Annotated in this window: 5 protein-coding genes, 9 pseudogenes and 1 other annotated feature; of the genes and pseudogenes, 7 read left to right on the forward strand and 7 right to left on the reverse strand. The window is 58.4% G+C overall.

Features of this window, described 5'->3' with window-relative positions:
- The 4 genes and pseudogenes from ASF32_RS16815 to ASF32_RS25505 all read right to left on the reverse strand — a co-directional run.
- A pseudogene (locus ASF32_RS16815) lies at positions 1-422 on the reverse strand (IS5 family transposase); the annotation flags it as partial.
- 68 nt (positions 423-490) lie between these two features.
- A pseudogene (locus ASF32_RS24745) lies at positions 491-897 on the reverse strand (IS5 family transposase); the annotation flags it as partial.
- A gap of 929 nt (positions 898-1826) precedes the next feature.
- A pseudogene (locus ASF32_RS25500) lies at positions 1827-2325 on the reverse strand (transposase); the annotation flags it as partial.
- A 185-nt stretch (positions 2326-2510) separates the two neighbouring features.
- Complete coding sequence (locus tag ASF32_RS25505; protein WP_156467859.1) at positions 2511-4394, reverse strand: hypothetical protein; 1884 nt, start codon at positions 4392-4394, stop codon at positions 2511-2513.
- Positions 4395-5007: 613 nt separating this feature from the next.
- Here ASF32_RS25505 and istB point away from each other — a divergent pair.
- Both istB and ASF32_RS26640 read left to right on the forward strand, forming a co-directional pair.
- Positions 5008-5721 (forward strand): annotated as a pseudogene (istB, locus tag ASF32_RS16840) (IS21-like element helper ATPase IstB).
- A 138-nt stretch (positions 5722-5859) separates the two neighbouring features.
- Positions 5860-5985 (forward strand): annotated as a pseudogene (locus ASF32_RS26640) (IS630 family transposase); the annotation flags it as partial.
- A gap of 80 nt (positions 5986-6065) precedes the next feature.
- Here ASF32_RS26640 and ASF32_RS24750 read toward each other — a convergent pair.
- Together ASF32_RS24750 and ASF32_RS24755 are read right to left on the reverse strand one after the other, a co-directional pair.
- A pseudogene (locus ASF32_RS24750) lies at positions 6066-6386 on the reverse strand (IS21 family transposase); the annotation flags it as partial.
- Positions 6383-6649, reverse strand: a pseudogene (locus tag ASF32_RS24755) (IS110 family transposase); the annotation flags it as partial. The pseudogenes ASF32_RS24755 and ASF32_RS24750, both read right to left, overlap by 4 nt.
- Positions 6650-6701: 52 nt before the next feature.
- Between ASF32_RS24755 and ASF32_RS16855 the strand changes: the two are divergent.
- From ASF32_RS16855 to ASF32_RS16860, 4 genes and pseudogenes are all read left to right on the forward strand, one after another.
- Positions 6702-7929: pseudogene (locus tag ASF32_RS16855) on the forward strand (IS3 family transposase).
- Positions 6983-7098 (forward strand) — a sequence feature (AL1L pseudoknot). It overlaps the preceding pseudogene by 116 nt.
- Before the next feature lie 553 nt (positions 7930-8482).
- Complete coding sequence (locus ASF32_RS25510; RefSeq protein WP_156467863.1) at positions 8483-8692, forward strand: tyrosine-type recombinase/integrase; 210 nt, start codon at positions 8483-8485, stop codon at positions 8690-8692.
- A gap of 293 nt (positions 8693-8985) precedes the next feature.
- Complete coding sequence (locus ASF32_RS25515; protein WP_156467861.1) at positions 8986-9879, forward strand: polysaccharide pyruvyl transferase family protein; 894 nt, start codon at positions 8986-8988, stop codon at positions 9877-9879.
- Between the two features lie 416 nt (positions 9880-10295).
- Positions 10296-11210 (forward strand): TIGR01459 family HAD-type hydrolase, encoded by a 915-nt coding sequence (locus ASF32_RS16860; protein WP_082490462.1) that lies wholly within the window; start codon positions 10296-10298, stop codon positions 11208-11210.
- A 62-nt stretch (positions 11211-11272) separates the two neighbouring features.
- Here ASF32_RS16860 and ASF32_RS24765 read toward each other — a convergent pair.
- Positions 11273-11443: pseudogene (locus tag ASF32_RS24765) on the reverse strand (IS630 family transposase); the annotation flags it as partial.
- Between the two features lie 81 nt (positions 11444-11524).
- Between ASF32_RS24765 and ASF32_RS16865 the strand changes: the two are divergent.
- A partial coding sequence (locus tag ASF32_RS16865) for an IS110 family transposase (RefSeq protein ID WP_156467862.1) occupies positions 11525-12006 on the forward strand: 482 nt, incomplete at its 3' end.

Below are 12006 nucleotides of genomic sequence, written 5' to 3' on the forward strand. Positions count from 1 at the left end.
TAGGTCGTAGACTCATAAGATTGGAGCCAGATGCGGATGGCTGCGAGTTTGATGCTGGCGAGATAGTTGGCCGGGTCCTTGTCGTAGCGGGTGGCTACTGCTCTGAAGTGCTTGATCTTGTTGAAGAAGCGTTCGACGAGGTTGCGGTAGCGGTACAGGAACGCGCTGAAGGCGGGGACATTCTTGCGGTTCGGCATCGGCCGGACGTTGGCCCATGCCCCTTGCTTGGCCAGACAGTCTCGGCGTTCGTCGCTGTCGTAAGCCCGGTCGCCGAGCAGGGTCTGCCCCGGACCGAGCATGCTGAGCATATCGTCCGAGGAGCGGCCGTCATGGGCCTGCCCCTCGGTCAGCTTGAGAGCGATGGGGCGGCCCTCGGCATCCACCAGGGCATGAATCTTGGTGGTCAGGCCGCCGCGCGTCCTTCGAGAGCCTCAGGATGAGGCGACCCATGCAACGGGATCGGTCGTCTTCTTTTTTGGCGGTGGCCGCNTGAATCTTGGTGGTCAGGCCGCCGCGCGTCCTTCGAGAGCCTCAGGATGAGGCGACCCATGCAACGGGATCGGTCGTCTTCTTTTTTGGCGGTGGCCGCATGCTGATGCACCCGCACAATGGTGGCGTCGATCATCTGAATATCGCCGTCGTAAGCCATTGACACGGCATCGAGAAGTCGATCCCATACTCCGGCTTTGCGCCACCGCCGGAAGCGGTTGCCGCAGGTCGTTTGAGGTCCATACCGCGCTGGGATATCGGCCCAGGGCGCGCCCGTACGCAGACGCCAAAAGATGCCGTTGAGCCGCGCCGGTCGTCCACTCGCTCGACACCTCGTGTGTCCGTCGGCAGGGCCGGCTCGACCGCCGCCCATTCCGCATCCGTCAGATCAAACCGAGCCATCGGCATCTCCTTCCAAAGAGGAAAACCCAATGATCGTCGTCCTGATCCAAATCCCTTATGAGTTAAGACCTAGAGCGCCTGACAGAACGGCACCGGGCGGGGGGAGTGTTGTTTAGAATGACCAGACTGCTTTACGCGAAAGCTGCTTTGCGATGCCGTGACTGCGTTCCTGGATCGTGCGCAGAATGGTCAGGAGTGTCTCGAAGAGTGAGCTTAGGATCGGATCGTCGGGCAGCTGGGCTCGAACCTGCCTAGCGAAAGTCACGCCTTTGCCCGGCCCGATCAGGATCCCGACGGTCTTTGCCAACCCGCGGATTTTGTTGATGAGCGCCGTCCGCATGCCGACCAGCTGGTCGCGGGTGATCAGGAGGGCACGCAATCGATGGGTCTCAANCGGTCTTTGCCAACCCGCGGATTTTGTTGATGAGCGCCGTCCGCATGCCGACCAGCTGGTCGCGGGTGATCAGGAGGGCACGCAATCGATGGGTCTCAATCGACCGCACGGCTACCGGTCGATACCATCCCGGGCGAACCAGGCGTGCCAGACCTAACGCGTCGTTCCGATCCGTCTTGTTCATTTGCATCTTGTTAGCTGCAGCCGCATGCCTCGCATGAAGGCAGACGATTGGCAGCCCTCGCTCGTTGAGGGCATGCCAAAGCCAAACCGCGAGGGACTTTGTCTCGATCCCGACCTTCACGGCGCCGGGTGCCCTACGCTTAAAAACGGCCGCGATAACCTCGGGATCGGTCCTCGACGTTCCAGCCCACACACGCTCGCCCGCCCGTCGACGACGCAGATCGCGGACTCCTTCATCGAGACGTCCAGTCCAACATAGCGGGGAGACGTCCAGTCCAACATAGCGGGTCATCTTGTGTCCTCCTCTTCAGGGGATGACAGGCTACCGCGAGAGCCACGCCCTCAATTACGCCATGTGGTGGTTCACCTCCCAGCCCTTCCGTCGCAACAGGATGTGCAGCCGCCGATAGCCATAGCGCACCCGCGCGGCGGCCAACTCCTTCAACCGCATCCGCAGCGCAACCTGAGGGTCGGATCGCTTCCTGTAGTGCTGGGACGAACAACCGAAGCTGGTGGCCAGACAGGCCCGACGCTCGCTGATCCCGTAGGCCACCTGCAGATGACCAGCGACCTCACGGTGAGCGGCGGGCCTCACCACTTTCACTTAAGGACGCCCTGCAGCATGGAGCGGTCCAGCGTCAGGTCGGCACCAGTCGTTTGAGCTTGCCATTCTCGTCCTCCAGCTGCTTGAGCCATCGGATCTCCGGCACGCCCATGCCGACGAACTGTTTCTTCCAGCGATAAAAGGTCGGCCCAGACACGCCCATCTTCCGGCAGACCTCGTCCACCGTGGCGCCATTCTCCGCCTGCCGCAGGGCGAAGGCGATTTGTTCATTCGTGAAGCGTTTGCGGGGCATGGCATCCACCCTCCTTCAGGGTTCAGGACGCCCGAAAAACTAGCGCTCAGCACACAACAGTTTACCGGGGCAGGGTCACGTCAATGGTCGGCTTCATAAGATTTAAAGCCGACCATATCACAAACCAGAGCCTTGTCGGTTTAACTAAATCATTTATACTTAAACCATGATATGCCGACTGAATGCTAAGCTTTGAAATCTGCTGTATTGATAAAAGTTTCTATCAGAGTACGAAGTTTAGGAGTTTCGTCTCCATGTAAATATTGTTCTTCTAAAGTATTTACAAAAACTGTCGCAGCATCTTTTCCAGCAGTACGAGAGATGCCGATAACCTTTCGCTTGATTAGAGAAAAAATATCCTTGGATCCTGAGGGAAGTTCACCATTTATATAATAGAACGCGGCACGATCAGCAAGGTGAAACCTCTCTAAGATACCCGCAAAACGCAGAGAAAGCAGATCTTGCCTGACTATAAAGTCCTTATGCTCCAAATCGAACTTCATTATCGCATCTTTATCGCGCATGTTTAATATTTTACTAATTTCATCAAGTATAAACTTTCGGCGATTCATATCTTCTCTTCTTACGATCTGCTGTTTTACCCTTTCATCTCTATCATGAGAAAATTTGGTCTTCAGAGAAGCTCCTTGATTTGCCGATTCTATTAAGCTAATGATTTTGCTTGACAAAAGAGGCATGAGGGAGCTGCTTTCAACAAATTCCAAAGCTTCATTTGACTGCTGCCGATTTATCAACGTAAGGGCCCAATGTTTGAGTATAGCGAAGCTTGTGTCAATGTCTGATACAGATTCACCACCGAAGTATACCGACACCAACTTTAGTATACGTTTCTTTAAAACCAACTCGGCCATCTTCCGCCAATACAATTGATTGCTGGATATCTCATTTCCGAACTTTTGATCGAATTTTTCTATGAGCTGGGTGCATTCCATTTCCGCGGAGTCAAACAGTCTAAGTGCATTCCGTAAGAATTCAGCAGATGGAAGTAATTCAGCATTTATAGAATCAATGGCAAGCTCCAAAGCCTCCGCATCTCGGCCTAACCTTGATAAAGCATAAGACTGCGCAATCTTGAATGTATTGCTCCAATCTTTAAGCATAACATTCCAGGATTCGAGATGTTCTATCGCTTCAAAGTAATGATCCATTTTGCATAGGAGCTCAAAATGAAACATGACATGTCTGTAGGCGGTGATTTTCTGCTCTGAGCTACGAAAATAATTTTCATTAGTCGAAATTTTATTTATCAAAGCTTCCATCGCTCGTTTAGACATGCGCAGTGCCGATGATGGACGCTTGCGCCTCATTTGGACACGCGCGAGATTTGAAAGATAAACTGGAGAGCTTGCACGAGCTGCTCGTACAGATACTCTAAATTCTCCTCCATTCAATTTCCCCAATAAGGCTGACTCAATGTTTGACGACAAAACTCCAAAATCATTAAGTGTTCGGCCAACAGTGTGCGTTGACATAGGAACGAGCAATGCTCGCCATTCCCGATGTGTGCCTACTTTGGTTGCGTGCATGTTATCAAGAATAAAGCGTGGATCGTAGAAAATGGCAACATCGCCGTTTTTAACCAAGCCTTCTTCCATGTCATCATAAATAAAAGTAAGGTTCTGTCGATCCCCCGCCCAGCGTGTTTCGGCGGGGAATTTATGAGGATCTGCGGTGTATTGGGGCGCGATAGCAACTATGGACGTAGCTCTAAGTTTTTTAGAAAACATCAGAGCGCCGTAGCCGCCCATACTCATACCGTACGTGACTATATCTCTATACCGGTCAAGTATTCCTTGCTCATCTAAAATCGATATAGCGGCATCCATTTCCGATGTTTGCCACCAGTGATTCCATCGTGCGCAAAACATGACCGCGGGTAAGCCACATTTTTGTAGGAACGCTTGCCCAGGCCCCGTCATCTCTTCAGCAGGAGTACGAAGCTTTTTTAAAGAGCCATTTCTTGCAGAAAATGAAATGATAAGTCTGTCAGATGTCGGCTCTAGTTGGCTAAGCACGACGATATCTTGTCCATCATATACTACGCTCATTTCTTAGACCCCTCTGTGCAAACTATATTTGATACGGTGAACATAATTGAATATTAGCTTTCGAAGTTACAAATAATTTTGCACAACATTCCTAAGATATCAGCGTTATAGCAGCACGCATAAATTATACATATCACTGCGGGCTGACATAGTCATTGTTTTGTTAATCGCTATACGGTTCTTTGGTGTTTGTGAAGTTTGAATGACGAGGCATTGCTACGGCTGTTAGAAGGCATTTGTAACAAATTACGCAGATTGGCGCTAGAGCCGTGCCCTGGCGGGTTGAATCGCTCGGGGTAGGCGATCTGGCTTGTCAATCGGCGTCCAATCGGGCCCCAGGATCGGCATCCAAAAAGGACCCACCTGCTGGCCGGGCTGATGACCACCGACGCAGAGATCGACGCGGCGGAGCCGGTCAGAGTGAGCGTAGCGGCGTCGATCTCATCTCCAGCCTGCCACCTGTTCAGCGCTGATGCCGTGCTCAACTTGCTGGCCCGTGTCAACGAGCCTGACCTGTCCGCTCCCGTGCTCACGCCTGCCTCGCTGACCCTCGATCTGGAGCCGCTGGCGGATTGGCCCGCTACGACGGCCTTCGTGGGCTGGAGGCGCTGTGATGGAGCGCCACACCGTCCTCGGCCTGATGGTCAAGTTGAAGCTGCGCGGGACGCGCGCGGCCTACGATGAGGTGATCACCCAAGCTGGTAAGCGTGGACACGCGCCCAAGCGGGTGATCGGCGAGTTGCTCGCCGCGCAACTCGCCGACGTGGAGAGCCGGGCGATGGCCTACCGGATGGGCAACGCCAAGTTCCCGGTGATGAAGACCCTGGCCGAGTTCGATCTCGCGATATCGCCGGTGAACGCCGCGGTGGTGCGCGACTTGCACTAGGTCAACTTCCTGACTGACAGCCGCAACGCCGTGCTCATCGGCGGCACCGGATCGGGCAAGACGCATCTGGCCATCGCCATTGGGGTCAACTGCGTGCGCGAGCGCGAGGCACGGGTTCGCTTCTTCAACACGGTCGACCTCGTCAACCAACTGGAGGCGGAGGCCCGCGCGGGTAAAGCCGGACGGCTCGCTTCGCAGCTGTCGCGCGCCGATCTCGTCATCCTGGACGAGCTGGGCTACCTGCCGTTCCCGCGGGCGGGCGGACAGATGCAGTTCCACCTGATCAGCCGGCTCTACGAGCGCACCTCGGTGATCGTGACGACGAACCTGCCGTTTGGCGAGTGGCCGAGCGTGTTCGGCGATGCGAAGATGACCACGGCGCTGCTCGACCGGCTGACACACCACTGCGATATGCTGGAGATCGGCAACGCTAGGTCTTAAATCATAAGGGGATTTGGGCCAGGACGACGATCATTGGGTTTTCCTCTTTGGAAGGAGATGCCGATGGCTCGGTTTGATCTGACGGATGCGGAATGGGCGGCGATCGAGCCGGTCCTGCCGACGGACACACGAGGTGTCGACCTGCGGGCGGCGATCAAACGCTACATCGCCGGGCATAACCGACGCGCCAAACCCTTCGTATGGACCAAACCCGCTACCGACATCCTCGCAGCCGTCAGCCGAACCCCTGAACCATCCGTCTGAGTCAGTGCACTAGCTGGCGGTTGAAGACGCGATCCTGAGGAAGCCGGCCGCGGCACGCCGCGATCGGACAGGCGCATGGATAGGGCCGCACGGCAGGCGGCCTCGACGGCGTCCAGTCCGGCGCCTGGCACGGCCGAGAGGATCTCGACGAACTGGCGATCGCCGTCGGTGTGAGACTTCAGCCGCTCGCGGATCTCAGCGATCCCCGTCGACAGGTCCCAGTCGCGGAATGGTTCGCCGTTCCTTAAAGCACCGGGCTTGCGCGCCAGCACGGGTAGATAGTGCCAGGGATCGTAGATGGTCTCGTTACGACCGAAGTAGCGCCCGTGGTCGGCAATCGGCTCACCGCTCAGGAAGACGAGGATGCGCTCGGCGTAGGCGCGCAGCTGCACACGCCGGCCTGTTCGGCGAACTCCGTGTCGAGTGCTGCGATGCGCGAGTCGAGGAACTGCCAGCGTTCGCCTACGTCCGCCACGAGGATGCGCATGCGTGGCGTGATATTCAAGTCGCTGTCGGAATCGAGCAAGTCGTTCAGGCAGGCCGCGAGCTTGGCGCGTCCCTACGGGACGACGTGGCCACGCTCCAGCAGGATGGCGCGGATCTGATTCATCAGGGCTGTGCGTTCGCCGATGAGTTGGTCGCGCACCCGGTGCAAGGTCTGCATGTTGAACCGCTCCGGGTTTCCCGGAGGCTCCAGTTCTTGAGAGGATGGAGCCATGACGAAGCGAACCCCACCCTATTCTCCCGAAGTCCGCGAACGTGCCGTGCGGATGGTTTTCGACCATCAGAGCGAGCATGGCTCGCGATGGGCGGCGATCCAGTCAATCGCCACTAAGATCGGGTGCTTGGGCGAGGCGTTGCGCAACTGGGTCCGGCAGTCCGAGGGTGACCGAGGTCAACGTGCTGGGCCGCCGACGGAGGAGCGCGAGCGGATCAAGGCGCTGGAGCGTGAGAACCGCGAGCTCAGGCAGGCCAACGAGATCCTTCGGAAGGCGTCGGCATATTCAATGATGGCGGAGCTTGACCGCCCATTCAAACGATGAAAGTGTTCATCGACGAGCACCGCGATGCCTACGGGGTCGAGCCGATCTGCAAGGGCTGCCGATCGCCCCATCGACCTACTACGCGCATGCCGCGCGGCGCGCCGATCCCGGCAAGCTACTGGCACGGGCCAGGAGCGACGCCGTGCTGATGATCAAGATCCGGCGCGTGTTCGAGGCGAACTTCTGCGTCTACGGCGTGCGCAAGGTGTGGCGACAGCTCGGCCGGGAAGGGATCGTGGTGGCCCGTTGCACCATCGCGCTGCTGGTGCGGACGATGGAACTGAGGGGCGTCGTGCGGGGCAAGACGGTTCGGACGACGAGCCCCGATCCGGCAGCTTTATGCCCACTCGATCGCGTCAACCGCCAGTTCAAGGCACCGCACCCGAACACCCTGTGGGTCTCGGACTTCACCTATGTCGCGACCTGGGGCGGCTTCGTCTATGTGGCCTTCGTGATCGACGTCTTCGCCCGTCGCATCGTCGGCTGGCGTGGGTCCCAAACCGCTCATGCCAGCTTCGTGCTGGATGCCTTGGAGCAGGCCCTGCACGAGCGTCGTCCGGTCCGGCGTGGCGGCCTCGTGCATCATAGCGACAGGGGCTCGCAATACCTGTCGATCCGCTACACGGCGCGGCTCGCCGAGGCCGGTGTCGAGCCGTCCGTCGGCAGCGTCGGTGACAGCTACGACAATGCTCTGGCCGAGACGATCAACGACCTCTTCAAGGCCGAGGTGATCCATCGCCGTGGCCCGTGGCGCTCCTTCGAGGCGGTCGAGTTCGTCACCCTCGAATGGGTCGACTTGTTCAACACCCGCTGCCTGCTCGAACCCATCAGGAATATCCCTCCCGCCGAGGCCGAAGCGCGCTACTATGCCCACACCGAGGTGCGAGCCTTGGCCGCTTGACCCAAACCAAATGGCCTCCGGGGAACCTGGAGCGGTTCACCTCGGGTGCAAGCAAAATCTCTGGACGGGTGCGGTGCGTGATCGGATGCTGCCATGTGTCAGGCGTCTGATGCGGTGGGTTGCATGCCGCGGGCCCGTATGGGAGTGCGAGAGTCGGGACCACATCACTACAGCGCGCTCGAAGCGCTCCCCGTGCGCCTGGTTCTCCCAACTCCGTCTCACCGACGTTGCGCCATACCTGTCCGTCGACCTCCTCACGCCCTCCGACAGCCTCGCGTCCGCCCCGCCTACGCGGTGACGGCCGGAGCTCGGTAGATCCCACCCCCGGCCGGTTGCCCTGGTGCGGGACTGGCTCGATGCGGCCGGGATCACAGAAGGTCCAGTGTTCTGGCCGGTGTCTCGGTCGGGGAGGATGCGGGGCCTCAATCTGGTTAATTCCCATATTGCCGATGACGAGAGTATTTCAGCCGTCTCCGAAAAACGCGATGCAAAAACCGTAACGAACCCCGTACCGGTTTCTCTCCGCCTCATGACGTAGGTCGTAGCGGACACTATCAAGCGGTACGCACTCGCGGCCGGGCTCGATGCCTCGATCTTCGGGGCGCACAGCCTCCGTACTAGTTTTATAACGACGGCGGCCGAGCGAGGCGCGGATCTAGCCCGCATCATGGATCGGTCGGGCCACCGCGATCCACGGACGGTGCTTGGCTACATCCGCCGGGCGAACGCCTTCAAGGATCATTCGGGGAGCGGGTTTCTATAGAAGGCGTCAAGATTGGCCTACCCCTCAAAATCGCGGCTCATGGGTCCGCTGCCGCTCGCCTTTGATTTCAATGTTGCCCTCGCTAGAACATCACTGGTCGGCGGTCTTTCGTGGGGTTGCCGCGTCCTAGCAATGGGATCAGAAGTCTAAAACGGTCTCGTGCCGGCCTGCCAGCTTCTGAGAAACTGCGCGGGCCCTGTGACGAGTTGCTGGACTTATGGGGCGAGTATTGGCTCCAGAAAAACGCTAGTTATACCGCTAACATTTGTCATTAATGAGAAAAGTGAGAAGAAATGAAGATTTTAATCTACAATGATACCAGACCTTATCATTGCGGCTGCGAAGCCGTTATGGATTTCATCGAAGCCACACTTGTATCACAAGGCCATGAGTTGCGAGGCGGATACTTAAACTATGGGAACTACCAGAGCAGGCTCATAAAAAGGAGAGGCGGCGTCGCCAAAAGACCGATTTCTGATGAAGATTTGGCGTGGTGCGATGCCGTGCTGGTGAACGGCGAGGGAGGGGGCGCTGCGAGGTGGAACCTGAATGCGCTGGCCGCCGCTCACAGTGCAGGAAAGAAGACCTATCTTTGCAATTCAATCTGGCCCGAGCGACTTCACCCCGACTGGAAGGAGTTGCTTCCGGTCCTGACCAAGGTCAACCTGCGCGGTGCTATCAGCTTGAAGCACTGCTTGAGTCACGGCGCTGTAGGAGCGGAAGCCACATTAGATTTCTCTTACTTCAATTCTGTCGGAAATCCAGCGCTATACTACAATTTCAATGGGGGGGAATTGTTCGGGGACTTCTACGAGTTCGAACCCGAGCGCGAAAAGTTGCAGGCAGCGTTCATCGGCTGGCCTACACTCCCAATGATTCCAAGAATTTGTGGATGGGATTACTTCGTAAAAAGCTTGTCAACAGCGTCTCTCTACGTAACGGGCCGTCATCATGGAATATACGCGGCGTGCAAGGCGCGGACTCCATTCGTCACTTATAGACGTGAAAATCACAAGATTCTTGATCTTTTTGAAAGTTCCGGCATTTCAATTCCCTACCCGTCGTCCGAGACGGAACTCAATGAGGCAGTGGCTTGGGCCAGAGCCAATAGGGGCGTGTATGATCAACTCTTCGACTGGATGGAGTCTCAGGCGCCTTGGCCTGGCATAATCGAAGGAACAAGGTAAACCGTCGATGCTGCCTATCGGACAACTTGAAAGGCCCCCTTCCGTGCGCGTCGGTGTCGTGATTTACAGATGCTGTGGGCGTTGAGGAGGCTCGAATGGGTCAACCAGGGTTCTTCGATTTGGATGAGTGCTACCGGCGTCTGTCGAGAGACGGCGACCCGCTGGTGAAACTCGCCGCCTTGATCGACTTCGAGGTGTCCGATCGCAAGCCCCGCTAAGCCTCCTTCCATGCATACACATCCAGCCACTCCCGAATGCGCGGGGCAGCCTCTTTCTCCGTCTGGTCGTCTGAGTTCTCGTAATCTGCGATCAGCGCCTCGGCAGCTGGAATTCCCGGGCGTTGATTTCGGTGACCGACCGGCCTAACCGGCCTGGCATTCCGCTTTACCCCTCGTCTTGCTAGTCAGGCCTACCCCATGAGCGAACAAATCGCGCGCGCCACTGCTACGATGCAGGTCCCGGCCTTGTCTGGTCTTTCCACCGTGGCCGAACGCTACGACCTGATCCTGTGCGATGTCTGGGGCGTCCTTCATGACGGCATGCGGGCTCATCGGGGGGCGGGCGAGGCGCTGATCCGATTCCGCACCCTGCCCGAAGCCGGTCGCCGACGGCGCCTTATCCTCGTCTCGAATGCCCCACGCCCCTGGGCCGGCGTCCAGACCATCCTCGACGGCTACGGCGTGCCGCGCGAGGCCTATGACGCCATCCTCACCTCCGGCGATCTGACCCGGCGCCTGATCGCGGAGCATCCGGGCGAGCGCATCCACCATCTCGGGCCGGAACGCGACGTGACGATCTTCGATGGCCTCGATATCCGCCTCGTGGCGGCCGGTGAGGCGGAGCGTGTCGTCTGCACCGGCCTGTTCGACGACACGATCGAGACGGCGGAGGATTACCGGGATACGCTGGCCGGCTTCCGGGCACGAGACGTGCCGATGATCTGTGCTAATCCCGATCTCGTGGTCGAGCGCAAGAAGAAGTTGATTCCCTGCGCCGGCCTGATCGCGCAGGCCTATGAGGAGATCGGCGGCGCAGTGACCTATGCCGGCAAGCCGTACCGCCCGGTCTACGAGGCGGCCCTTGCCATGGCGGGTGCCCTGGACGACGCCGGCGAACCCAAAGTCGCCCGCGTCCTGGCGGTCGGCGACGCCCTACGCACCGACATCGCTGGTGCCGCGGCTTACGGCATCCCGAACCTGCTGGTGGCGCGCGGCATCCATGCGGAAGAGCTCGGCGTCGTAGCCGAGCACGACACGTTGGGCGACGTCACTGAATGGCTCTCCTGCCAGGAGGTCCAACCTGATGCCGTCATCGAGCGGTTGGTCTGGTAGCGCAGCTGAACCCTTCAGTCGAGGATCGTTCGACCCTTGGCTTACTCTAGAGCGAGTTCCGCTCATGTAGCGACGGCTACGTCGTGGTCGTATCCGGCGGCGGCGAGATAGTTTCGGCACTCTTGGGGTGTGAAGCGAGCGAAGGCCTTCCGGATCTCTTTGCGGAGGTCTGGGATGGTGCGTGGAGCGGCGGCGCGCAGGAGGGCCTTCAGCTTGGCGAAGGCCTGCTCGATTGATGGTGTGGATGGCTCCTGCTCCCGGCGTTGCGCTGGGGCATAGGCGGGATGTTGTCGCCTCAAGCTGAGGAGCCACCCATGTCCAAGCTTGTTACGGTCGGTATCGACCTCGCGAAGAGCGTTTTCCAAGTCCACGGTGTCGATGAGAGCGGTCGTGTTCTCGTGCGTCGCCAACTCCGTCGAAGCCAGCTGCTCGCGTTTTTCGAGAAGCAGCCGCGATGCCTGATCGGCATGGAAGCTTGCGGAGGCGCTCACGACTGGGGGCGCAGGCTTCAGGGATTGGGGCATGATGTCCGGCTGATGCCGCCGTCTTACGTAAAGCCCTATGTGAAGCGCGGGAAGACGGACGCAGCCGATGCGGCCGCCATCTGTGAAGCGGTCACACGTCCCTCCATGCGGTTTGTCGCCGTGAAGAGCGAAGCTTGCTCTTCGGTCCTGGTTCTCCACCGCACGCGGGATCTTCTGGTCCGCCAGCGCACGCAGATCGGCAACGCGATCCGCGCTCACATGACGGAGTTCGGTGTCATCGCAGCCAAGGGCGCGCAGAATGTCGATCGGCT

The organism is Methylobacterium sp. Leaf91, assembly GCF_001422815.1.
GTDB lineage: Bacteria > Pseudomonadota > Alphaproteobacteria > Rhizobiales > Beijerinckiaceae > Methylobacterium.

What these genes read in the sequence shown, in the direction of transcription:
- ASF32_RS25505 (WP_156467859.1), bottom strand. Translation starts at nt 4,394, where the DNA reads ATGAGCGTAGTATATGATGGACAAGATATCGTCGTGCTTAGCCAACTA.
- ASF32_RS25515 (WP_156467861.1), top strand. Translation starts at nt 8,986, where the DNA reads ATGAAGATTTTAATCTACAATGATACCAGACCTTATCATTGCGGCTGC.
- ASF32_RS16860 (WP_082490462.1), top strand. Translation starts at nt 10,296, where the DNA reads ATGAGCGAACAAATCGCGCGCGCCACTGCTACGATGCAGGTCCCGGCC.